General features: G+C 47.8%; 13 protein-coding genes and 1 tRNA gene. 7 read left to right on the forward strand and 7 right to left on the reverse strand.

Annotated features, from left to right (window positions below; all coding sequences use genetic code 11):
• Nucleotides 1-513 precede the first annotated feature (513 nt).
• The 6 genes from A4R26_RS07480 to A4R26_RS07510 form a co-directional block, all read right to left on the reverse strand.
• Nucleotides 514-587 (reverse strand) — tRNA-Arg (locus A4R26_RS07480).
• Between the two features lie 121 nt (nt 588-708).
• Nucleotides 709-4,107, reverse strand: a complete 3,399-nt coding sequence (locus A4R26_RS07485; protein ID WP_081163064.1) for a VCBS repeat-containing protein — start codon at nt 4,105-4,107, stop codon at nt 709-711.
• Between the two features lie 69 nt (nt 4,108-4,176).
• Nucleotides 4,177-5,745, reverse strand: coding sequence for a RagB/SusD family nutrient uptake outer membrane protein (locus A4R26_RS07490; RefSeq protein WP_081163066.1), 1,569 nt, complete (start codon nt 5,743-5,745; stop codon nt 4,177-4,179).
• 31 nt (nt 5,746-5,776) lie between these two features.
• A complete protein-coding gene (locus A4R26_RS07495; protein WP_242674856.1) occupies nt 5,777-9,232 on the reverse strand; it encodes a TonB-dependent receptor in 3,456 nt (1,151 codons plus the stop codon).
• 438 nt (nt 9,233-9,670) lie between these two features.
• A complete protein-coding gene (locus A4R26_RS07505) occupies nt 9,671-10,774 on the reverse strand; it encodes a FecR family protein (protein WP_081163071.1) in 1,104 nt (367 codons plus the stop codon).
• 193 nt (nt 10,775-10,967) lie between these two features.
• Entirely contained in the window at nt 10,968-11,555 is a 588-nt protein-coding gene (locus A4R26_RS07510) for an RNA polymerase sigma factor (protein ID WP_081163074.1), read from the reverse strand.
• A 168-nt stretch (nt 11,556-11,723) separates the two neighbouring features.
• Here A4R26_RS07510 and ung point away from each other — a divergent pair, with 168 nt between their 5' ends.
• Both ung and A4R26_RS07520 read left to right on the forward strand, forming a co-directional pair.
• Entirely contained in the window at nt 11,724-12,395 is a 672-nt protein-coding gene (gene ung, locus A4R26_RS07515; RefSeq protein WP_081163077.1) for a uracil-DNA glycosylase, read from the forward strand.
• A 127-nt stretch (nt 12,396-12,522) separates the two neighbouring features.
• Nucleotides 12,523-13,266, forward strand: coding sequence for a lysophospholipid acyltransferase family protein (locus A4R26_RS07520; RefSeq protein WP_081163079.1), 744 nt, complete (start codon nt 12,523-12,525; stop codon nt 13,264-13,266).
• 208 nt (nt 13,267-13,474) lie between these two features.
• Here A4R26_RS07520 and A4R26_RS07525 read toward each other — a convergent pair whose 3' ends face one another.
• Nucleotides 13,475-16,096 (reverse strand): putative LPS assembly protein LptD, encoded by a 2,622-nt coding sequence (locus A4R26_RS07525; protein WP_242674857.1) that lies wholly within the window; start codon nt 16,094-16,096, stop codon nt 13,475-13,477.
• A gap of 215 nt (nt 16,097-16,311) precedes the next feature.
• On the opposite strand from A4R26_RS07525, the gene A4R26_RS07530 reads away from it, so the two are divergent.
• From A4R26_RS07530 to A4R26_RS07550, 5 genes are all read left to right on the forward strand, one after another.
• Entirely contained in the window at nt 16,312-17,289 is a 978-nt protein-coding gene (locus A4R26_RS07530) for an N-acetylmuramoyl-L-alanine amidase family protein (protein WP_081163083.1), read from the forward strand.
• 353 nt (nt 17,290-17,642) lie between these two features.
• A complete protein-coding gene (locus tag A4R26_RS07535; RefSeq protein ID WP_081163085.1) occupies nt 17,643-18,599 on the forward strand; it encodes an N-acetylmuramoyl-L-alanine amidase family protein in 957 nt (318 codons plus the stop codon).
• Between the two features lie 270 nt (nt 18,600-18,869).
• Nucleotides 18,870-19,838, forward strand: a complete 969-nt coding sequence (locus A4R26_RS07540) for an MlaD family protein (protein WP_081163087.1) — start codon at nt 18,870-18,872, stop codon at nt 19,836-19,838.
• Between the two features lie 17 nt (nt 19,839-19,855).
• The gene (locus tag A4R26_RS07545; RefSeq protein WP_081163090.1) at nt 19,856-21,847 is read left to right on the forward strand and encodes an OstA-like protein; all 1,992 of its coding nucleotides are present in this window, start codon (nt 19,856-19,858) and stop codon (nt 21,845-21,847) included.
• Nucleotides 21,848-21,894: 47 nt separating this feature from the next.
• Nucleotides 21,895-25,341, forward strand: coding sequence for a TraB/GumN family protein (locus tag A4R26_RS07550; protein WP_081163093.1), 3,447 nt, complete (start codon nt 21,895-21,897; stop codon nt 25,339-25,341).
• The last annotated feature ends 156 nt before the right edge of the window (nt 25,342-25,497 follow it).

Below are 25,497 nucleotides of genomic sequence, written 5' to 3' on the forward strand. Positions count from 1 at the left end.
TGTATCCTATGTCATGCTATTTATCACTTAAAAACTAAGAAATTATTGCAGCACGAGTTCAAAGATGGAGAATAACTGTTCAACTTTGATTTATAAGTGCGTAAATACGGAAACTGTGCCGACAAAAAATTAAAAGAGCCTTCAGGTTCAAACACCTGAAGGCCCTTTTCCATCAAACTATTAGTTACGTATTATCTAAATAACCTTGGCGCAAAATCATTGAGCGCCCTGCGCCAGGTGAGCCATTCATGGGCAGTATCTGGTGACTCATGATACACCAGATTTTTGATGCCATGATTTCTGCAGTGCCAATGCTGATAAACAACAGTTTCATCTTTTTGTTAAGGGCACCTCCAGAAGCTACAAGTGTAGAAAACGCAGCATGGTTAAGCGAAATTTACAGTTGAGGTACAAAGATCGATAAAGGCATGTTTCGTTTATATAATTTTTTGAATAGGGCTTAGGCAATTTCATCAAAAAACCCGCTCTAAAAGCGGGTTTCAATACTGCAAGTGAACCGGATTGGATTCGAACCAATGACCTGCTGCTTAGAAGGCAGCTGCTCTATCCAACTGAGCTACCGGTCCTTCCGTTTTTGAGTTGTATTCTTCCTTTCAAAAGCTTACAAACCAAAAACAGTCTGCCCCGACTTTCATCGGGGACGCAAAAATAGGTTTTTTATCGATAAATTTCCCTATCCCGGGCAAACTATTTCATTGAATTGACTCCCATAACCTTCAGTGAATCATTATTTATCGCAATTATTACCATTTTCCGGCCCTTCCCCCCTCCAACCAGCGCCATGTCTTTCACATCGCCACGCACCACAAAACCGCTTTGCGCAGGGGGAACCGCCATAAAATTCTTATGCGCTATCCCCTTCAAAAAACACCCGTACGAGGCATCGTACCGCCCCGTCATGACCTCATTCTGGTACTCATTCCCCGCCAGCAACAGGTCGGTTACCCCATCGCCGTCAAGGTCGTCGCAAAGGATGGCGTTCACCGGCGCAAATTGCGCCTCCCGGGGAAGCACGTGCAGCCTGAACCGGCCGCCGCCCAGGTTCTCGAGCCAGCAACTGCGCGTTTCAGTGCAGGTGTAGTGACGCAGATCGTTCTTCGGCTGGTCTCTAAAAATATCGTCAAACGTGGCCCCCGCATAATCGGCATGGTGCAGGAACTGCTTTTTGATGGCCGGCACCTGGTCGGCAAACTGCCGACGGTTGATGCCGGGATATAAACGCTTAACTCCGGTTTTATCTTTTATATAGTAAAAAGGTATCGGGTCAATGCTGCCGTTACCATCGAGGTCTGCAGCATACAACTCCATAGGCGTAGAGTCGCTTACCTGGTAATCGCAATTGGAACCCAAATTGCCGGCAACAAGGTCTGTATCGCCATCATTATCGATATCGGCCGCGGCCAGGCTTCGCCACATACCTGTTACACCGGCCACTCCTGCTGCCTGTGTTACCTCGCGCAGTCGCCCGCGTTCATTCTTAAAGAAACGAATGGCCATCCACTCCCCTGCTATCACCAGGTCTGGTTGATGATCGTTATCGAGGTCAGTCCACACCGCCGACGTTACCATGCCGGGCTGCACCAGCTCCTTACATACACCAGCCGTTACGTCGGTAAATACGCCTTTGTCGTTTCGTAACACATAGCTTCGCCCGGACAAAGGATAATGTCGTGTAACGCGGCTGCCGATAAACAGGTCGGCCTGGCCATCGCCATCATAATCGCCTGTTGCCACGCAACCGGCAATAATACGGATGTTGGCCGGAATGGCGTTCGCCTGCAGTCGGAAATGTCCCTTTCCGTCGTTCATGTACAACCGGGGCTTATTATACGCCGAGGTGTCTTCAAACTGAATGTTTCCGCCTGTTACCAGCAGGTCGGGGTAACCATCGCCATTTGCATCAAAGAAAATGCAATCCTGGTCCTCTTCCATTTTTATACTGTCGGTGAGCGAAACGCCGGTGAACTGTCCGTTCTTTTGCTGCAGGAAAAACCGGCCGCTGAAGTTAAAAGCACCGCCGACGAAGACATCAGTGAGCCCATCCTTATTTACGTCGGCGGTGGCTATATATGGACCCAACTGCGAAAATTTCTGCGGTAACAGGCGTTGTACCGCAAAGTCGTTATAATTACTTTCCACATGCCGGTAGGCCATGCGGGCTGCATTCGTAATGTCTGAAAAAACAGCCGGTTGGTTACTCGTGGTATACCCCGGCCACGCTCCCGCCGGCTGTTGATCTATAACCAATAGCGAATCCACCGCCACCTCCCGTAACACCTGCCAGGTATCATCGGGCCAGATGGTTACAATGGAATCGATATGCGTATGCTGCCCCAAACCGAAGACCAGTCTCGTATCTACCGATGAGAAATAACCGCGTACGGGGTTCTGCTCCTGCACCTGTACCTGTGAACCGGTGTACACTTTTACTTTCGCCCCGAATGCCGCATGGTTCGCCCCCTTTCCTTTCAACTCAATTCGTATTGAATGCTGTTTTACAGGTTTGCCTTTCTCATTGGTGTTATTGATAAGTACGTATGCTTCTTTATTGATGTTATTCACTACCATGTCCAAATCGCCGTCGTTATCGAGATCGGCATATGCCGCGCCGTTCGACATCGACACCTCATCAACCCCGGCCTGTGCAGAAACATCGGTGAAGGTGTAATTGCCATTGTTCCTGTACAGGTAATTGCCAAGCGCTACATGATGCAGGGATGCCAGCTTATCGTTAATTAGTTTCCGCTGTTGTTTCAGATCGCTTACTCTTCCCATTACGGTTGAGCTGAACTCGAGGAAATCGGCATTGATAAAATCGCGGCCAATGCCATTGGTAATATGCATATCCTTCCAGCCGTCATTATCGAAATCGGCCATCAGTACGCTCCAGCTCCAGTCGGTATTGGCGATGCCGGCGAGCTGCCCTATTTCGCTGAAGAAGGGAATAGCGGTATCGCCACCCGCTGCAATGCCATTGTTCAACTGCAACATATTGCGCATATACTCCGGCTCATAACCAAACGATCTTTCCGCCTGGTACCGCTCATAGTTCATTACCGACCATGTGAGTTTGCGCCGCTCATTGTGCTCGGGCATCATATCGAGGGTTACCACATCGGGCCAGCCGTCATTGTTCACATCCGCCGCATCGGCACCCATGCTTGAATAACTCTGATGTTGTACCGCTTTCGCAATACAATTGGTGAACGTACCATTGCGGTTGTTCAGCCACATTACATCGTTCGTTAAAAAATCATTGGCAACATATATGTCGGGCCAGTTGTCGTTATTGAGATCGCTTACCACCACGCCTAACCCATACCCATCTTCTTTGATATTGGCCGCCAGCGTTACATCGGTGAACACGGGATGGCGGGCCTCCCCCTTACCCCCGCCGGCGGCAGGTATAAAACCATCGTTCCTATATAATTTGTCATTTGCGTATGACCTGCCGGTTGAGTCGCGCGGATAAATGGTATTGGCATTGCCCGCGCTCAGCAGGTAATTCGCGAGGTACATATCGAGGTCGCCATCCTTATCGTAATCGAAGAACGCGGCCTGGGTTGAATAACTGGTATCAGCCAGTCCATACTCCGCAGCCGATTCTTTGAATGTAAGATCATGCTGGTTGATGAATAACAGGTTGGCGGCACGCTCGAGCAAATTTTTGCCGAATACACAAACGTAAATATCGTCGTACCCGTCGTTATTGATATCTACAATGCTTACGCCCGTAGCCCAGCCGGTAGTACCGCAGCCGGCTTTGGCGGTTATGTCGTTGAACCGGTTACCCCCCTGGTTCACATACAGTGCCGAGCTTACCTGGTTACCGGTAAAATAAATGTCCTTTAACCCGTCGTTATTGAAATCGCCAATGCCTACCCCGCCGCCCATGTAACCAAACTCATTGATAAAGGAATGCGTGCTGTCGGTTTCGTTCACCCGGTTGTTGAAATGTATATTGGTTATCTTCGAGGGCAGGGAACTGAAAAGCGTGTCTTTTTTTTCCGTAGTACAAGCCACCAGCAAAAAGAGCACGGCCAGTACCGGTAAACGTAAATGACAGCACGCTGACGATGAGACCATAGCCTGTTGTTAGTTTGAAAATCGTGTAGATGTGCCACACTTTGAAAGTGTGGCACATCTTACTATTGACTAATACCCTCCGTTTTGTTTATTGATGCCGCCTGCTGCCAGTTGCGGATTGTTATCTATTTCCTGTTGCGGAATGGGTAACAATTCATCGCGGTTGGGCCTGAAATACGAAATTGGTTCGGTGGTAAAATATCCTTTTTTGCGCCAGCGCAGGATATCACGGTTGCGAATTTCTTCCCCACCCAGTTCTACGGTTTTTTCGTGCATGATAGCCTGTTGGATCTGTGCCTTGTTGCCCACAGGATACTGCGTAGTGGGGTAATGCGGCATCATTACCGAAGGCCGGTCGCGCACCTCATTCAGATAATCTATAGCGGCGCCGGGATTGTTCAGTTCGTTCTCACATTCGGCCAGCATCAGCAGCACTTCGGCGTAACGGATAATGCGTTGATTGATGCCGCCGCCCGCGCGATCGCCGCCTTTGCCATGTTTATAAATAAGCATGAATTTGCGCCAGCTTACCTTTTTATTTACACCGTAAACGGTAGAGATGGCATTGTTCTGATCGGCATCGGTAAGCACGGAGTTACCATTGTTATACGTATCGCCGCTTTCATATACCGACATTTTATAACGCGGGTCGGTTTTGGCGTGGCCCTGAGATGTATATTCAAATTCTTCGAGGTATCTGTTAGAGGGAACCAGGTTACGCCACGCAATAGGTGAATATTCCTGGTTGCGTACAGTGCCCTGGGGCTGGCTGGGATCGTCGCCGGTATACCCCCAGTTGAACTGGTTGGGCGCCGTTTCAAAGAATACCGCTTCAAATATTGATTCCGGATTAAACTCGGTTTCTTCAAGGAAATTGTCGAGGTAATTGGCAACGAGCGAATACTGGTTCGAATTTTTTACTTTCAGCAGCGCGGTACGGGCAGCGCCGTAATCGCCTTTTTGCATTTGTACGCGGCCCAGCATTGCATTGGCAGCGCCGCTGGTAGCACGGCCGCGATCGGCAGCATCATACACTGGTGGTAATACGGCAGCGGCTTCCTCCAGGTCTTTAATGATCTGTGCATACACCGCATCGGCAGTTGCCCGGGATTGAAACTGGCTCGCCTCGGTTACCGGCTGCAGGTACATAGGCACTGCACCCCATAATGAAACCAGTTCAAAATATGCCCAGCCGCGAAAGAATTTCGCTTCGGCCACGCACCGGTCGCGCAAGCTGGTATTATCTGTAACCTGCGATGAAAAGAATATAACGGTATTGGCACGGTGAATAACGGTGTACGCCCCTTTCCATACATCATTCATTACGGTATTGTCGGGCGTAATGTTCCCTTCCAGTATCTGTCTGCGGGGCAGTTCCAACTGGCTTCCGCCGGCAGTTACATCGTCGCTGCGCAGATCGTGCAGGAAAAACCATTCACGGGCAATCAGCTGTGCAGAATGGAATATGGAATAGATGGCATTGGTGCCTTTTTGTAATTCATCGCTGTTTCGGAAATAGGTATCCAGCGTGGGATAGCTGGGATTGGTTTTGTTCAGTTGCTTCTGACAGGCAATGAACATTACTATCGTTAGTAAAATGGTAAGAACACTGTACCGGTATATATGGTTGCGTTTCATAATGATCTTTTGTTAATTCATGATGACAATATTAGAAGCCTACCTGCAAACCAACGAGGAAGGAACGGGCGGCAGGATACTGCCCATAGTCGATACCGTTGGTAAGTGTGGTGTTTTTAGATCCTATTTCAGGGTCCCAGCCTTTGTATTTTGTAAACGTTACCAGGTTTTGCGAACCTATATATACACGAAAACTACTGATGGCGTTACGGGTCATCGATTGCAAAAGACTATTGGGAACCGTATACCCGATGGTGATGTTCTTCAACCGCAGATATGAACCGTTCTCTATCCAGCGGGTGGAAGGCCGCACATTGGTATTGGGATCGCCGCCAATAGCGCGGGGTACATCCGTATTGGTATTAGTGGGTGTCCACGCATTCAGTACCGCGGTACCGGAACCGAACAGGCGCGCCATACCCTCGCTTATGATTCGGGCTGCATTGAAGATCTTGTTGCCCTGTACGCCCTGGAAAAAGATGCTGGCGTCAAAGTTCTTATAATTCGCATTAAAATTGAGCGAATAAGAATAATCGGGCAGATAGTTACCGAGGAACATCCGGTCATCGGCAGTAATTTCTCCATCGGGCTTTCCATCGGGACCGCTGATATCACGGAACTTCAGGTCGCCGGGAGCGGTTTTCGTTTCCTGTTTGGGGCTGTTGTTGATTTCATCCTGCGTTTGGAAAATACCATCTACAACATAGCCGTAGAACGATTGAATGGGGTGCCCGGCCATTGTGCGCGTCATATTACCGCCGCCCCCAAAATCCTGGTCGCCGCCCTGATCGATAGTAGCATTGGGGGTATTCATCTTTAACACCTTGTTGTCAATGAAACTGATAAGACCGGTAACATCCCATCTGAATTCGCCCTGTTTTTTATTATAACCCAACTGCAGATCGAGCCCGTTGTTTTCCATAGAGCCCACATTAGCCAGCACACCGCCGTTGTTGAACCCGAATGAACCCGGCGTAGGCACGTTCAACATCAGGTTATCGGTTTTACGACGGTAGTAATCGGCCGACAGGGTAATACGGTTGTTTAACAACCCGAGGTCAAGTCCGAAGTTCAGCTGTTTTGTTTTTTCCCACTCCAGGTTGGGGTTGCTGATGGCATTGTAAAAAGAGGCATTACCACCTGCAGGCGGCGTGTTGTTGAATGGATAAGTGGCGCCGTTCTGGGATACCACGGCCTGCCATGGATAGTCGTTGGCCAGTTGCGAATTCGGCAGTTTGCCGAAAATGCCAATTCCATTCAAACCGGTTTCTCCCCATCCTACCCTTACTTTCAGTTCGGAGATCTTATCGATCTTTCGCATGAACGATTCCTGGTCAATGCGCCAGCCCAATGAAGCCGAAGGGAAGTTGGCAAACTTTTTATTGGGCGCCCATACACTTAATCCATCGCGGCGAATGGCAGCGCTTACCAGGTATTTACCGGCAAACTCGTAATTCACCCGGCCTACGTAGGAGATCAGCAGGTTCTCACTCTGCGTACTGAAGGCGTTTACGTTGGTTGCGCCAAAAAGCGTTTGGTAATTATTGGTACTTTGAAAACCGATCATCTGTTCGCCATAGCCGCGCGTGCCCTGTTGTTCGTATACGGCGGTTACTGCCAGGTGATGGTCGCCAAATGTTTTATCGAAGGTCAACTGTTCTGTAAACAGCGTGGTGGTTAAACTGGTGCGCACATCTTCGATCCGGGCTTGTGTTTCACCACGGCCTTTGCTATTGAAGATGGGCCTGAACTGGTGTTGAGTAAGGTTCACATGATCGACCCCGAATGTGCTTCGGAATTTCAGCCAACTGGTAAAATTCACTTCGGCATACACGGTACCCAGCAGTTTGAGGGTTTTACGATGTGCATCGCCCAGTAACAGCGCATCCATTACAGGATTGGTGGGGTCGGCGCCATCTACACTGTTCTCTGCATCCCTGAAACCACCATTCGTGGTAGGATCGTACACAGGCAAATAAGGCAATTGCCGTATTACATTTACCAGGCGTGTACGGTTACCGGTTGTATTGTCGTACCGGTTCTTGCTGTAACTCATAAACAGGTTCTCGCCAAATGAGAACACCTTACTGATGCGGTGGTCACTGTTGATGCGGAAATTGCCGCGCTCATAATATACGCCCTGGGCAATGCCATCCTGTTTAAAATACCCGGCAGATGAATAAAAACGCGATACATCGTTACCGCCGCTTACTCCCAGGTTGTGCTGGGTAAGCATACCGGTTTTGAAATACGCATCCTGCCAGTCGGTATTCGTTTGTGCATACGTTTGAGTGGCGCCGGCATAAATGGGCTGATTGAAATTATTAGGCTCGAGCCGGGGCGGCGGGTTGCTGCCTGCATTGCCGTTAAGCGCGCGTTCATACAGCAGGTACTGGTCGGTGTTCAGCAGGTCGATGGTATTCCAGGCTTTTTGGGTACCTATATACGAATCGAGGCTGACATTGAGTTTACCGGTACGCTTCCCTTTTTTAGTGGTAATAAGGATAACCCCATTGGTAGCGCGGGAACCGTAAATAGCCGCCGCACTGGCGTCTTTCAATACTTCTACCGATTCTATATCGCGGCTGTCGAAATGCATGAGATTACCGGTAGGAAACCCATCGATCACATACAGGGGATCGCTTGCGAAGTTAATAGAGCTTACCCCGCGAATACGCACAATGGGCGACTGACCGGGCTCACCATTATTGGTAACCGTTAAACCAGCCACCCTGCCCTGCAATGCCTGTTCTACACTGGCTACCGGAAGTGCGTTGATGGCTTTGGTGTTCACTGATGCAATGGCGCCCGTCAACGAGCTCCGCCGCTGGGTACCATACCCCACAATGATCACTTCGTTCATATTGGTTTGTTCGGCCTGCATTTGAATGGTGACATTGCTTTCATCACCAATTTTAACCGCCGACTCCTTATAGCCTACCATAGAGAAAGTAAGGGTTTCACCCACTTCGGCCGTAATAACGAAAATGCCTTTTTCGTTGGTGACCGTACCCCGGTTGGTGCCACGCACCAATACGGAAACGCCGTTCAGCGGCTCACCGGTTTCGTTTAAAACCTTACCTGTGATGGTTTTGGCAGGTGATTCTTCCTCCAGTAAAAATTTGCGGGGATCGTCGTTGATGAACATGGCCAGGTTATACGCCTCGCCTTTTTTCATGAGCACGATCTGGTTGCCCGATACGAAATACAGCACGTTCAGCGGCGTCAGTAAAATTTCAAGCACTTCACCAAGCCGCTGGTTGCGGGCAGCAACAGATATTTTCTGGCGAACCGGAATGCGCTGGGAACTGTACACGAATTTTATATCGGCCAGCCGGCTGATCTCATTCAGCACCGTTTTCATTTCCTTATTGTCTGCGATCAGGTTAATGCGCTGATTCAGAACTTCCTGTCCGTGTACCGGACGGGCATACATTATACCGGATAAGCCGGTGATCAATAATAATGGCAGCAATCCTAATCTCATAAACCGGTAGATTAACTGGTTAACGAGTACTTTTTTCATAGTTTTGTACTATTAGTTGGTTAAAGCAATCAGTTTTAATCAATATTTGTCCCGCTACTTTCAGCCTGCAGGACAAATTATCAGTGGCCCCGGTATTGGTGCGAACAATGCCGGGGTTCTTTTTTGCCTGTTCCTTATGGTGGTAATTTGATCATATTATTGGGTTTAATAATTATTTTATATGCTCAACGCTGAAGGCTTAACGCAAGCCTCCGCAATGCGTTCTTTCCGAATAAAAACGAACAGTTCAACATTCGGGCGGCACGTTCCGCGTTTGGCTTTCAGCGTTCAGCATTATGCGTTCTTCGTTCCGCGTTTGGCTTTCTGCCTTCAGCGTTCGGCCTTCTGCCTTCAGCGTTCGGCTTTCTGCCTTCAGCGTTCGGCCTTCTGCCTTCCGCCTCATCTGCATCCGCTGCTCTCTATCACCACCTGCCCGTCAATCACTTCATAATGGGCATCGATGGCGCCGCAGATCAGGTCGAGCTTGCGGTAAAACGGTTCATTTGTAAGGTCGGCGGTTACGGTACATTTTTTCATCACTTCGCTGTCGAATACGATGTTGATGCCATACACTTTACTGAGGTCGGTGAAGATCCGTTCAAGCGGCGCTTCATCATATGCCAGCGACCGCTCGCTGACCGCAGGCCCAATGACGGCGGGATTACTGAGCAGCACCTTCTGGAAGGTATGCCCCATTCTTTCATATACCAGTTGCTGGTTGGGTGTGAGGATTATTTCGTTCATTCTGGCAGCCACTTTGGTTACCGCCTGTGCATACACGCTTACTTTACCGGTTCTTACGGTTACCTGTATGGTTGTATCTTTTTCAAATGAACGTACGGTAAAGCTGGTTCCCAGTACCTTGGTCACTATTTCATTGGCAAACACCCTGAACGGGCGGTGCGGGTTCTTTGTAACTTCAAAAAAAGCTTCGCCCAGCAGGTATACATCGCGGGTGGCGCCGTTTTTGGCGGTATCGCCTGAACCGAACGTATGGGCATAACTGACGCGGCTTTTGGAAGCGAGGGTAATACGGCTGCCGTCGGGCAACGTAAGCACCAGCGGATTTTGAGAAGTATTGGTATGTTCTATCAGTTGTTTCGATTCAACCATCGATTTGTAAGCATAGGGGCGGGCACCGGTATTACGGAAATAGAAATAGGAGGCGCCGGTGAGGCACAACAATAATACGGCTGCGGCATGCCACCATTTGAAAACAAACAGTTTTGCGGTTGCAGGTGGGGGTTCGTTCTGTTGGGTAGAAATGGTTTTCAGCAAACGGCCTACCTCGCGCTCTACATCCAGCTCATTGATGGCAGCGGGCTGAAACTGAATTGATTCAACGATGCGCCGGGCCGAAGCGATGACCAGGTGTTTTTCGGGATGCTGTTGCAGCCAGGCATTCCAGAACTGGTTATCTTCCTCGCGCTGTTCATGCACCCAGCGGATAAAGTCTTCATCGATCACAAAATCAGCTATGTCATAAAGCCGGAAATCCTTCATACTTCTCGGTTATACCAATAAGTTCCGCAAATGCCGGAATCCTACTGGGGAAAACTGAAAAAAGTTTAAAAAATATTTCTCCCGGTTTATAAAAGTGTCACTGTCAGTAGTTAAGTGGGGAGTTGGAAAGAGGATTGGGAATGCAGCCCCCTGATTTCAGTTCCGCAACCGACATGCAATATTCGTCATTCATTTACCTGGCCGGAGGATCGGGAATCAATTCCGCCTGCCAGAGGCTTCTGAGCTTTTGAATGGTTTCGTGCAGGAGATTATAAACCGATTGCCGGCTGAGGTTCATTAATCCGGCTATTTGTGCATGATCGAGATGCTGGTAGAATTTAAGATAGACGAGTTCATGCTGGCGTTTCGGCAATTGCGCCATGGTTTTGCGTAAGGTGGTGGCCTGCTCTTCCGACATCTGTTTGTCGATGATCAGTTTTTCAACAGAGAACTCCTGCAGAAAATCATACTCATCTTCCAGCGGAACAGTGCCCGATCTGATCTTGTGCTGATGCAACGATTTCAATACCTTGTTCTTTACGGCACGAAGCAGGTAATAACGGGGCGACAAAATGGTGGCGGCATTTTCGCGGCGTTGCCATAAACTGATAAATACCTCCTGGATACAATCTTTCACCAGGCCTTCGTCACTGGTAAAACGAGACCCGTAATTATACAGGGACGTATAATATTTTCTCATTATGGCTGCGAGCGCCTGCTCGTCATTCTGTTGCAATCGTTGAAGCCAAAGGGCTTCCAACTGTGTGTCATTATTCAACATCAGCAGTGCGGATAGGTTAGTTTTGCGTCCCAATATTAAGACTTCAATACCATTAGTTGCAAAAAAAATGTTAGCACATAGTAATCGTACGGGTTACATAGCAGGGAAATTAACTATATCAAATAAATTCCCTTTCCTTATTTTTATCGCAAATTATCAATACTATCCATGGACGTACAAATTGAAGAAAGCTGGAAGGCAGCATTGAAACCTGAATTTGCGAAATCCTACTTTCAGAATATCGTTACGTTTTTAAAGACGGAAAAAATGGCCGGCAGAACCATCTATCCGCCCGGCTCCCTTATCTTCAATGCCTTCAATACAACCCCCATCGATAATGTAAAAGTGGTGATCCTGGGCCAGGACCCATATCACGGGCCCGGTCAGGCGCACGGGCTTTGCTTTTCTGTTTCGGAAGGTGTGCCGCCGCCGCCATCGCTGGTGAATATCTTTAAAGAACTGCATAGCGATACCGGCGTTGCCATTCCCAGTCACGGTACGCTTACCAAATGGGCCGAACAGGGCGTATTGCTGCTCAATGCCTCTTTAACGGTTCGGGCTGCCGAACCCATGAGCCATTCGCAGATCGGCTGGGCCGAATTCACCAATAATGTAATTAAGAAAATTTCGGAGTTAAAGGAAAACGTGGTGTTTATGTTGTGGGGCAAATTTGCCCAGGAGAAACAGGTACTGATAGATGAAACCAAACACCTCGTATTGAAAGCCGCTCACCCTTCGCCGCTGAGCGCCTATGCCGGCTTTTTCGGCTGCCGGCATTTCTCCAAAGCAAATGAATACCTGATGAGGAATGGAAGCGACCCTATTAACTGGGCATTGTAATTTGTTTGTTGTTTGTGGTTTGTTGTTTGTGGTTTGTGGTTGAGAGTGCGCCCCTGCACCCATTATCCTGAAACCTGTAACTTGCAACCTGTAACAGTTGTTTTATTTCTGAAGTAGAAAATCATAAATGAAGATCCTTAAAGAGATAATTGGTCGAATTTGCGCGGCATGGGCCGCATTGTTTTTTGTTATCACACTGATCATTGTGCTGGTTCCGTTCCTGCTGTTCAGCTATTTTTTGAGCGATCCTAAAAAGACCAGGCGCTTTGCCGCTATTTCACGCGTATGGATGGGCATTTACCTGCCGCTTATCGGCTGTCCACTGATCGTTCGCGGCAGGAAGAACTTTGCACCGGGCGAAACCTATATTGTTGTGAGTAATCATAACTCATTTATGGATGTGCCTATCTCCTACCCCGCCATCCCCAATGGCAACAAGACCATTGCGAAAATTGAAATGGCAAAGATCCCGCTCTTCGGCATGATCTATACCACCGGTTCGGTACTGGTTGACCGTAAAAGCGAGGCCAGCCGGAAAGAAAGTTACCTGCAAATGCGCAGGGTGCTCGAAATGGGCCTGAACATGTGTTTGTACCCTGAAGGCACGCGTAACCTCACCGGTCAACCGCTGAAAAGTTTTCACGACGGCGCTTTCCGCCTCTCCATCGATACCGGTAAAGCCATTATTCCCAGCCTTATTTTCAATACAAGGAAAGTATTACCGGCCAGCAAACCTTTCTTCCTGATGCCGCATAAAATGGAAATGCATTTCCTGCCGCCCGTTACCGTTCAACCGGGCGAAACAACGCAGATGTTCAAAGAGAGAGTATTTGCAATTATGTATGAATATTACACGAAGAACGCTAAGTGAATTAATGAAGCAAGTTAGCTAATGTGATAATGGAATACCCACTAATCAGGAACAGTTGTCAATTCCGCCTGTATTTGCTTTTGGCTTTAGCTGTATTCGCTTGCAGCTTGCAGCTTGAGGCTGTATTCGCTTGCAGCTTGAGGCTTTTGGCTTTAGCAGTATTCGCTTGCAGCTTGCAGCTTGCAGCTTGAAGCTTTTGACTTTCAGCTTACTGATAGAAATACCTCGTTCTGTTCAGTTTCAGATCGCGCAAAATGCCCGACTTCGGACTGATAGTAAAGTTAAAGTAGCGGTTCCTTCCTACCGGAGACACATTCACGCTTAACTGCCAGCAGTGCATTTCGCGCGAAATATACATGGTATAATATTGTATAGCCGATGTTTTGATATCATAGTTACCGCTCATGCCAATCTTCCACTTGGGGGTAAGATTGAAATCACCATTAAAGGCTACGTTCGAATAGGAAATGGTTTCCCAACCTGAAAAATCGCTTTTGAACTGGCGGCTGAAGTTCATCGAATACGACAAACTCAGCGACCAGGGTACATTGAAGTCGGCAAACTCGGCGGGGTTGGCGCGGGCAAACGACAGTTGCGCCTGTTGCTCTTCGGGGGTTAACATCCCCTCCTGCCTCATCGCCTCTTCTCTTTGCTGCGCCGCTTTTTTATCTTTTGCCTGGCTTTGGAATGAAGTGGAGATCGCAATGTTACCATTGGTGATGCGGCCAACCCGGCTCAGGGAAAATTTCTCGCCTTTCCACATATACTCTTTCGTTCTGTACCCCATACTGTCGGTCTTGTACGGGTCGAGGGTAGCGCCGGCGGTGATATTGATCTTTTCGAACAACGTACTACGCACATACAAACTGAACGGCGACAGTTTAAATGAATCGGCCACAAAATTGTAACTGCTGGTAAAACCAAAACCATCTATCAGCCTTATCTTTTTCAAGCCGCCATCGGCAGTATCTTTTTTCGACCGCACTTTGGCTTCTATATTATTATCGATACCAAAACTTAAACCGCCAAAAACGCCTTCGCTTGGCGGGCCATAAATACTTCCTTCAAAATAGGAGAAGCGCTGTTTACGTCCGAATGAATCAATTGTTTGATCATAAAAATGTTTTGCGCCCAGATCGGGTTTATAGCTGAATGAAACCGTAGGCCTTACCGTATGTCGAACGGCGGCAATCGGGCTGTTCTTGCCAAAACCGGCAAACATCCCGTACATGGCCGTATTTACACCCACACTGAACGATACATCGCCTGCCCTGTATAAACCTTTGGATACCGAAGTATCCAATTTATTTTCTCCAGGGTTCCAGGTACGGGTCAGCCTTTGCGAATACCATTTTTCCTGGTAGCTGATACCGGGCGAGATCTGGAACGGTCCCAGTTGCGGCAATGATAATTGAATGGGTATAGCGTGCTGGGCGCCCCACTGCATGGTATCGAGTATTTTGGCAAGGCTGAAATCCTGCTCATAAAAACTTACCTGGTTGGCCAGTGTACTGTTTAAACCAATACCCAACTTATGATACCATTTCTGTGTACCGGCAAACTCCTTCGGCTGAAAAGGGTATAATGTACTTACCGTGAATGCCAGGTTGGGCAGGTTCAGGTTAATAACTCCCAATTGGTTGTTCTGGCTATGGTTTGCCGTTGCGGTGAGGTTGTACTTAGTACCCCAGGTTTTGGAGTACGCTATCGATGAGTTCAGCGTGTTGTTGAAGTTCGCCTGGGGATTATTTAATATAAACTGGTTGTACTTGGTTGAAGCTACGTTCACGTTGGCCGAAAAACTGGTTCCCGGCCGGGCGCGGCTGTCAACCGTATGGTTCCAGTTTACGCTGTATGTTTTAGTAGTGTTGAATTCCTGTTTTGCGGTGCTCGACAATACGCGCGACGACTGGTACGACAGGTTCATTTGTCCGTTATACCGGTAGCGTTTGCGGTACGTAGGTGTAAGGAACAGCGAATACCCGCCATAGGAATACAGGTTGGTGCGCATGGTAATATCAAAATACTCATTGATCACCTTATAATATCCCAGTCCTTCCAAACCCAAACCGAATTGTTCGCTCTGCGAAAATTGCGGCGGCAGCAAACCCGAGTGGCGGCCCTGCGACAGGGGGAAGAATCCAAAAGGTATATATATAGGAACCGGCACGCCTTCAAACTCGGGGTGAATAGGCCCCGAGATCGCCAGCTTCTGGCTTACCATTTTCATTTTATTGGCGCGGAAGGCAAAGTGCGGCGTATCGAGATTACAGGTAGTGAACTGCGAACGGTACGCATAGTAATCGGTTTCGTTTATTTTTTTCACCTTTTCCCCGATCACCAGCATTTCTCCCTGCTGCGTAATACTTCCCTGCGTAAGCCCTTTTTGCGTTTTGAAGTTATACTTCATTACATCCGACGATATTTTACTGTCGGCCTGAACCATCACCGGCCGCCCGATAATATTACCTGCCGTATCTTTGCGATAGGTGGCAGTAACCAGTTCAGTGCCCTGATCGAGTTCAATACTGTCGGCAGACAGATCCATATCCTTATACTTGATATTCCCTTTGCTGTACAACGTGATCTTTTTTTCCGGAACATTCAGCACCATACTGTCTGATGCCTTGTAGGAAACCGGTGCATCGAGCGTATCGGACGACACCGGAACATTAACGGTATCAATTTTGTTTATTACTGTATCTTTCCCCGGAATGGTATCGGTGATACGGGGAATGGTATCGGACCTGCGGAGAAGGGAGTCAGGCTTTTTTGGAATGGTATCTGATGTACCGCGGAAGCGCGGTACAGGTTTAGTTGTATCCTGCACAATTCTGGTTAAGGAATTGTCAAAATAGGGTAGGTTTAAATAATTAGCCCAGATATCAGACGTTAATAGCAAAAGCCATACAGATAAAATCAGGGCCGAACCATCTTTTAAATTATTTTTGCGTCCGTTCATCATATGCAGGTGGTGGGCAAAAATAGGTATTAATGCATTAAGAATATGTGAAGATTAAAGTCTCCTAAATTCTTGAACAATAAATGAATAATAAAAATTTATATCGCTGCGTAAAAAGCTTTTTTGTTGCAGGAATTTTCATATTTGCCACAATTAGCGCATGGGCGCAACAGAAACCCGTACTGAGCACTATTATTATCGACCCCGGCCATGGCGGGAAAGACCCGGGCGCGCATGGACAAATTGCGACGGAAGCTGAGATTGCGCTGTCTATTTCCCTTAAACTGGGCAAGGTGCTGGCTGAGGAGTTGCCCGAAAGTAAATTGATATTTACCCGTACTACCGATGTATTGCCCGGCGGCGCAACCAACATTCATGACGCGCTGGAGTACCGTGCCAACCTGGCCAACCAGTCGAAGGGCGATCTGTTCATCGCCATTCACTGTAATGCAACGGGGGCAAGGGCCGGCGGCTGGTATGCCAAACGCGTAGTGGGGCATAAAAACGTGGTAAGATATGTTGGCAAGGGCTCGAAAAGACGTAAAAAAACCGTTCGCGTTCCCATATACGAAAGCTATTGGGTAAAAAATACCAGGCGCGGCACCGAAACGTACATCTGGGCGGCCGACCGTACCGGTTTCAAGGGCGACGCCATTCGGGAAGCCGACACACAAACGGGTGAAAATGTTGAGGACAGCACCAATCAACTCGACCTGAATTCGCCCGAAGCCATCATTCGCGGGCAGTTATATGCAAAGAAATACTTTGCCAAAAGCCTTTTGCTGGCTACGTTGGTGGAAGAAGAATTTGAAAAAGGCGGCCGCTTAAGCGAAGGTGTAAAACAACGGAATGAAAAAGGGATCTGGGTGTTGCAGGCCACCGGTATGCCCAGTATTCTGGTTGAGACCGGTTTTGTTACCAATACAGAAGAAGAACAATACCTCGTAAGTGAAAAGGGCCAGGATGAAATAGTTACCCAGATCGTAAACGCCATTAAACGCTACAAGGCTTCCCTTGAAGGCGGTACCGCACCGGTTCAGGAAATGCAGGTGAACCCGTAAAAGGTTGTTTCCGGGTACAAATTATAAGGTTCAGGCTCAAGTGATAAGCATCATATAATGAATAAACTGGTACCGGTTTCCGGTTTCCAGGGACAGCCCCTGCCATCGGAAACCCATCAATCGCGAACTGCGGATAAAAGCCCGGTAACTGGCAACCGGCTTACGAATTTTAGTTAATCTTTCACAACCGGGTTCGTAAAACCCCTAAGTGATTTATAGTAAGATAATTGCCACATTAGCACTTTATCTTATTATCCCGTTGGTTTTTAATATTAACTAGTTGATAAGCCAGTTGCAGCACTATCTTTGTGTTATACCGGATATAGATTGAAGTTTAAAATCCCCCGGAATTCATGCTGCAAAAACTGATTTATTGCCTCCTGGGCACCGGCTTGTGCATCGTTCTTACTTCGTACAGAACAGCTCCTGCCCTGCCCTGGCCCGTAAAACACGGCATCAATACCATCATTATTGATGCAGGTCACGGTGGTCGCGATCCGGGCGCCCATGGCCGCATTTCCACTGAAAAAAAGGTTTGCCTGGCCATTGCCCTCAACCTGGGCAGGCAACTGAAAGCACAATTCCCCGATACCAAGATTTATTATACCCGCATGACGGATAATTACCCGGAAATAAAGGCCCGGGCAGATTATGCAAATCGTAATAAAGGCGACCTGTTCATTTCTATCCACGCCAATGCAGCTCCCAGGATCAAACACAAAAAGTTCATCGGCTACAAAACGGAAACTTACTATACCAGAAAAGGTAAAAAGCGCATAAAACATACCCGCCGGGTAAAAAAATACAAGATCACCTACACCGATAATCCCATGCGCGGCGCCGAAACCTATATCTGGGCCGCCGACCGCTCGCAAATAAAAGGGGAATTTGTTTCGAACCGCATGGCCGAAGAAGTAGACAAAGGCGAATATGTGCCCAACCTCAATGACCCTGAATTTAAAGCCAAATCATTGTTATGGACCAAACGCTATTTTAATAAGAGCCTGCTGCTGGCTACGCTGGTGCAAAAAGAAATAGCAAAAAATACCCGAATGCTCAACCGGGGTGTTAAACAACGCAATGAAAAAGGCATTTGGGTATTACAGGCCACCGCCATGCCCAGCATCCTGGTGGAAACCGGTTATATCACAAACAGCTCCGATGAGGCCTACCTCAACAGCAAACAGGGACAAACCGAAATAGCAAAGGCCATTGTGAATGCCGTTAAGCGGTACCGGGCCGCCACTACCGGCACCTCCCAGCACCTCGGCGCCGTTCAGGGACAGAAAGCCGGGGCATCCCGGTCGTGACACGCGATCACCACTCACCCATTCACCACTCATCAACTAAAACCCGCCATCCCATGTCAACCTGTCAACTAGTTAACCTGTGAACTAGTTAACTTATCAACTGGCCTGTATTTCAATTTTTTATACTTTTGCTTGCAATTGACCGTTGTAAAGGGCAACCTTTGAAACAAAACCGGTCAGATTGAAACCGCCCGTGCTATTTTTTCGCCCTTATGTGAACAATTGCACGAATGGAATTGTCTGGCCATTGAAAACATCATAGTAATACAGATGAAAATCTCCAATGAAACTAAAGTAGGCGCATTAACCGCGATCGCGATCACTGTGCTTATTCTTGGCTTTAATTTTTTGAAAGGAAAAAGTGCCCGTGGTAAGGAAGTGTTTGCAGTTTTTCCGAATGTAGAAAAACTTGTCGTATCGAACCCTGTTAAAATCAATGGTTTACAGGTAGGTAAAGTAACCGATTTGCAGGAAATAGATAAAAACATGAGCGGTATTCTGGTTACCTTAACCCTTACCAAGGACCTGAACATTCCGAAAAATTCGGTGGCGGTTCTCAATGCTGAGCTATTGGGTAGCGGGGAGGTCGATATCCATCTGGGCAACGGGTCAAACTACGTGCAGGAAGGCGACACCCTTCGTACCGAACGCACATTGGGGTTAACCGACAGATTTCAGAAATCATTGGACCCCGCTATCAACAATATCAATAAAACATTGCTCTCGCTCGATGAAGTGTTGCAAAAGCTCAACACCGTGCTCGACCCCAATACCCGCAATAATTTACAGGGCATCATCGCCAACCTGGCCATGTCGTCCCGTTCGCTTGAGCAATTGCTGAATACCGAAAGCGGTATGCTGGCCAAATCGATCGGCAACCTGAATGTTATTACATCCAACTTCGCGCGTAATGGTCCAAAGATCGACAGCACTTTCACCAACCTGCAAATTGCAACCGACAAACTGTCGAAGGCAAAAATTGCGGAAGCTATTGAAAGCATGCAGCGTACCATGGCCAGGCTTGAAGCAGGCATCGCCAAGATCGACAGCAAGGAAGGCACTGTTGGCCTGCTGTTAAATGATCGCAAATTGTACGATGAGATCCGCCTCACTAATCGCAGTTTGACTATCTTGCTCGACGACCTGCGGGTAAATCCGAAACGTTATATTAATATATCCCTGTTTGGTTCAAAAGACAAAAGGGGACCGTTAAAAGCCCCGCTCGACACACTGAAATAATAAGGAAAGCTTAATAAATGATACGATATGTGTTGTCGCTGATAATAACGCTGGTTGCGTTGTTGTCTATCGGCAAAGTACATTCCCAGGTAATTACCACCCGGCCCGGCTCAGATACTATGAAAGTAGTTAACCTGATCAATGCCGACCGGCTTAGCTATAAACGACCAGATTCATTGACCGACCTGCAAATGCTGGCCGGTAATGTTCAGTTACGGCAGGGCAATACACTCATCAATTGCGATAGCGCCGTATGGAATAAGAAAACGCGGTTTGTTGAAGCATTCGGTAATGTACACATCATCGACAACGATACGGTGAACATAAGATCGCAGTACCTGCAATATTATGTAGATACCAAAATAGCCAATCTCAAAAACAATGTATCGCTAACCGACAGCAAAAGCACCCTGTACACCAATGAGCTGCAATACGATCTCAATACCAAGATCGGCGAATACCATAATGGCGGCAAACTCATCAATCAACAATCGGTACTAACCAGTAAAGAAGGTATTTATTACGAGGAGCTGAAAGATGTATATTTTAAAAAGAATGTATACCTGAAAGACCCCAAATACACGCTGAAGACCGATTCCCTGATATACAACACCGCCAGCCAGATAGCTACATTCATTGCCCCCACTACCATTATCGACAGCGCCAATCGCGTGATTCAAACCAGCGATGGGTTTTACGATACCCGCAACCGCAAAGCGTTTTTTGGACAACGGCCTGTATTGAAAGATGGCCCGGTAACGGTAGTAGCCACTTCCATCGCCACCGACGACAGTACCGGCATAAGCATTTTGCGCGGCAATGCGGTATATGTAGATACCGCCCAGGGCATTTCGGTGCTGGCCAACCGCATCGATGCCAACCGCAACGACGGCACCTTCCTCGCCACCCAACATCCCCTGCTGATCATAAAACAGGATAAAGACTCGATTTATATTACCGCCGATACCCTGTACTCGGGCCGGCTCAGCAAATTACCCGGCGGCTATGGGTCGAAAGACAGCAGCAGCCTGCTGTCCGATACCAACCGCCTGCAACGCGATACCAGTTTCCGCAAACGCGATTCCGCCTTGCTGCAGGGCGATAGTATTATGAACCTGGCAAAAGATTCGGCCAGCCTGCGCGATACCAGTAAAATACCAACGGCCATTGCCCGCGTTGATATCGATGATGCTGCCTTTGTGCCAACAGATAGCAGCACGATGCAGCCCGACACAACCGTAAGCCCGAAAAATATTACCAAAGACAAAGCACCCGCGCTTACATTACAAAAACCGCCGCCAAATAAGAATGGCGCCAAACTGGCGCCGGCAGCCGGTAAAACCGCCGGCAAACCGGCAACGGCAACCACCGATAACAAAAACGACAGTACCGACCGGTTCTTCCAGGCATGGCACCATGTGCGCATTTTCTCCGATTCCATGCAGGCCATTTCTGACAGCCTCTGGTATTCGGGCAAGGACTCTGTTTTCAGGTTGTATACCGACCCTGTTCTGTGGGCCAGCAACAGCCAGATCACCGGCGATACCATTTACCTGTACACCAAAAACAAAAACCCCGATCGTTTATACGTATTCGAAAACGGGTTTGCCATCAACCTCGGCGATAAGGAAATGTATAACCAGATAAAAGGCAACCGCCTGCATGGTTACTTCAATAACGGGGAAATTGATTATATGCGGGCGCAGGGCAATGCCGAAAGCGTATATTACGTTAAAGACGACAAGGGATACGTGAAGGGCATCAATAACGCTACCAGCGATATTATCGACCTTCGCTTCAAAAATAAAGAACTGAACAAAGTAGTCTTCATCAGCGAAGTGACCGGTACCTTATACCCGGTGCGGCAGGCCACTGAAGAAAATAAATTTCTCCGCAACTTCAGATGGCTCGAAGATAAACGGCCCAAAACAAAGTTTGAACTGTTCGAAGACGTAAAACCAGTAATAAAGACAGACGAGGATAGCGAAACGACAAAAGGCCAGCAGTAGGGACAAACCAAAAAAATTAACCAAAACACATTTGTAAACCCCTTCTTATGTACCTCATTCGATACGCATTTTGCCTTCTGGCATTATGTATTGTAGCCACCTGCACCTACGGCCAGCAAAACTATCCCAAAAGCCTGTTATGGCGCATTTCAGGTAAAGGGCTCCAACACCCCTCCTATCTTTTCGGCACCATTCACCTCACCGATAAACGATTGTTCAAACTGGGCGATTCGGTTTTCAATGCCATTGAAAGCACCGAAGGATTTGCCATGGAGGTAAATCCCGATGAAATGGGCGCCTGGTATATCAATAAAGCCATCAATGAAGCCGAAGGCGCACCGTTGAACGAGCTCCTTGACGAAAACGACTTTAAAAAATACAGTACCGCCCTGGCAAAGAAATTTAAAAAGCCGGCGGCTGAAATAACCACCCGCGACATTGTTGCAGAAAAGAACAAATGGATGGCCGATTACCTCGAGAAAGGCGAAATGGCCACCTTCCTCGATGCTTATCTGTATAATATCGCCCGCCGCCAGGGCAAATGGGTGGGCGGTGTGGAAGATATTACCGATCAGACAGGGCTGTTAGATGACCTGGTTGACAAAACCGATATCGACATGCTGTTGGCCAACGATACGTCTATCATTAAAAGATCTGCCAACAACATGGTAGAGCGTATGATCAACATGTATGTGAACCAGGACCTTACCGGCATTGAAAGCATAACCGCTAACCAGTCGGCCGAATACAACGACCTGTTGCTGATAAGACGTAATGTAAAAATGGCGCGGCGTATCGACAGCCTTACCGCCCTGCGTACCATGTTCATTGCCGTTGGCGCCGCCCACCTGCCCGGCGACAGTGGCGTAATACACCTGTTACGCGCAAGCGGTTTTACGGTAGAACCGGTTTACGCTTCCCAAAAGATCGATGCCGCCAGTTACACTTTTAAAGAAGTAAAACTACCCTGGACCGAAAGTGAAGACAAACAGGGACTGTACAAAGTATCGATGCCCGGAAATGCGATCGACCTCAAGCTCTTTGGCTTTATAGACGTAAAATTCGTGTTCGATATTTTTACGCTGTCGAACTACTGTACCATGTCGGTTGTCAATCCGCGCTCGAACGTAAATAAAGACAGCATGTTACAGGAACTGGCCCAACGCATGTTCCATACAACGGGGAAGATCCCTGCAAAGAATGTGAGCAACGGCGGCATCGAAGGCAAAGAATACATTCATACCCTTATGGGGCAAAAGATCCGCATGCAGGCATTCCTGTATGATAACATAGCCTATGTGGCATTTATGAATGCGGTTAAAAAAGAAATGCTCACTTCAGAAGATGCCGAACGCTTTTTCAAATCATTTACCATTACAAAAAAACAACTGGTGGCCGAAGGCGACCAGGCATTTACCGATTCGGTAATGGGAATAAGTGTCATTACCCCGGCTAAACTCACTTATAATAAAAAACTAAGCGTCGACAGCGATGGCTGGCACATCAGCGCCTTCGCCGGCGTGGATATGTTGAACGGGCGGTATGTAATGTTATTTTCGAAAGATATTTACCCCGGTCACTACCTCAGCAGCGATTCAACTATTCAACAGGGGCTGGTAAGAAGCCTCGCCTCGCAATACCCACACCTGAAGGTCGACAGCTTAAGCGTACAGGGCTATAACGCCATTATGCTGAAAGGGGCCAATGCAGAACAACCCGGTATTTATATGCAGGCCCTGTCGGTGATCCTGAACAATCGCAATGTCGTTCTGCTGGTAATAAGCGATTCGGCACAAATGCAGCAACGCGAAACCCGGAAGATCTTCAGTTCGCTGCGGATCATCGCCCCCGCCGCATTGCCCTGGAAAGTATATACAACGGGCGATTCGCTGTTCTCGGCCCGCGTGCCTGGCCCGTTCAGGACCTGGTATTCCGAATCGAACTCCTATTCTTATTCATTCGATACCACAACGGCCAGTTCCTACTATATTATGCCCGACACGTTGGGGAAATACACCTGGTTTAAAAATGACAGCCTGTTCTGGGAGAATACGGCAAGCCGCTTTAAAGGCGTTAACAAACTTATAAGTAAAACCAGTATCAGGTATAACGGGCAGCCGGCCCTCGAACTGTTGACGAAAGAAGAGGCGGCTTATAAAAGAATGCGACTGATCCTGCACGATGACAAAGTGATGCAGGTAATGGTCATAGGCGATAGCAACTTCGTTCATAGCTACAATGCAACCGAATTCCTGAACAGCTTTCGCATCAACACTTCGCAGCAACAGCCCGATTTTATAACTAAGTCAAAAACCACCCTGTTGCTGCAGGACCTGAGCAGCCCCGATTCGGCAACGCGGGTTGATGCCGCCTATTCCCTTATGAGCATTGAATTCTGCAAAGAGGATGTTTCGCAGCTAAATGAGGCCCTGTTCAAACAGTACGATACCCTGGAGGGAATGTTGGATCATAATTATGTGAATATGCGCTTGGGCATGAAACTGGCCGCCCTGAAAGACCCTTCTACCATTTCATACATAAAAGAAAAGTATGCATCGCTCACCGGATTAAACGATGACCAACGGAACACAGCGCTGGCAACCCTGGCCGCATTTAAAACCGGGGAAAGCTATAATACCCTCGCCCGGTTGATTGACCAGTACGGTGCACCGAAAAAGGAAATCGATTACCAGTGTATACAATCGTTTAACGACAGCCTTGCATTGACGGTCACCATATTCAATACGCTGCAGAAACTGGCCAAAGACAGTGCGCATTGTATGCAGGTAGCTGAAACTATCAATAACCTGCGCGACAGCGGTTATATAAATAAAGTACAACTGGCGCCTTTACAAAACGATTATATCGTAAACGCCAAAAAATTACTGCCCGCGGTAAAAAAAGAAGAGGTAACACCCTGGCACATCAACGAACTGCTGAAATTGACAGCCAGTTTCAATACAACGGCCGGGAATGCGGTATTGAAAAGTTACCTGGCGGTAAAAGACCTGTATATAAAAAGAGAGGCCGTTATACAACTCATAAAAAACAAACAGCAGGTTCCGGCCGGCGAGCTCCTGAAACTTGCCGCAGACAGGCAGATGAGAAGCTACTTCTACCGGTCGCTTAAAGAGTTGAAAAAAACAGCCATGTTCCCAAAACAATATGCAACACAACCGGCCTTTGCAGAAGCCGCTGTTCATGAAATTGCCGCCGATGATTATGACGTAAAAAAGATCAGTTTCCTCACTAAAAAAACGGCCGCTTACAAAGGCAAAACCTATACATTTTATCTGTACCGCGTGATGCTGGAAGATGATGAACCTGCCGGTTACCTTGGCATCGCCGGCGGTTATAAACCAGGCAGTGTATCATTGGAAACAGCTATTGACCTGAGCGGCGTAAACTGGGAAGCAACCTACTCGGCCAGCAAAGTGAATACACAGTTTAAATCTTTTCTAAAAAGAATGGAGAATGCTTACGAGCCTGAATAATTATTAGTTAAAATAGCGTTACACCGTTTTAACGGACAGTTAATCAATACCTTTGGCATTATTTTCGTTTTTAGCTTACAATCCCGTCAGAACGAACCGGGCGGGCATTGATCAATACACCAGCTAAATAACGGTTAGGGATGTGTATGGTATAAA

The organism is Niastella populi, from assembly GCF_002078015.1.
GTDB lineage: Bacteria > Bacteroidota > Bacteroidia > Chitinophagales > Chitinophagaceae > Niastella > Niastella populi.

Coding starts and splice junctions, on each gene's coding strand:
- A4R26_RS07485 (WP_081163064.1), bottom strand. CDS start 4,107: ATGGTCTCATCGTCAGCGTGCTGTCATTTACGTTTACCGGTACTGGCC.
- A4R26_RS07490 (WP_081163066.1), bottom strand. CDS start 5,745: ATGAAACGCAACCATATATACCGGTACAGTGTTCTTACCATTTTACTA.
- A4R26_RS07495 (WP_242674856.1), bottom strand. CDS start 9,232: ATGAGATTAGGATTGCTGCCATTATTATTGATCACCGGCTTATCCGGT.
- A4R26_RS07505 (WP_081163071.1), bottom strand. CDS start 10,774: ATGAAGGATTTCCGGCTTTATGACATAGCTGATTTTGTGATCGATGAA.
- A4R26_RS07510 (WP_081163074.1), bottom strand. CDS start 11,555: ATGTTGAATAATGACACACAGTTGGAAGCCCTTTGGCTTCAACGATTG.
- ung (WP_081163077.1), top strand. CDS start 11,724: ATGGACGTACAAATTGAAGAAAGCTGGAAGGCAGCATTGAAACCTGAA.
- A4R26_RS07520 (WP_081163079.1), top strand. CDS start 12,523: ATGAAGATCCTTAAAGAGATAATTGGTCGAATTTGCGCGGCATGGGCC.
- A4R26_RS07530 (WP_081163083.1), top strand. CDS start 16,312: ATGAATAATAAAAATTTATATCGCTGCGTAAAAAGCTTTTTTGTTGCA.
- A4R26_RS07535 (WP_081163085.1), top strand. CDS start 17,643: ATGCTGCAAAAACTGATTTATTGCCTCCTGGGCACCGGCTTGTGCATC.
- A4R26_RS07540 (WP_081163087.1), top strand. CDS start 18,870: ATGAAAATCTCCAATGAAACTAAAGTAGGCGCATTAACCGCGATCGCG.
- A4R26_RS07545 (WP_081163090.1), top strand. CDS start 19,856: ATGATACGATATGTGTTGTCGCTGATAATAACGCTGGTTGCGTTGTTG.
- A4R26_RS07550 (WP_081163093.1), top strand. CDS start 21,895: ATGTACCTCATTCGATACGCATTTTGCCTTCTGGCATTATGTATTGTA.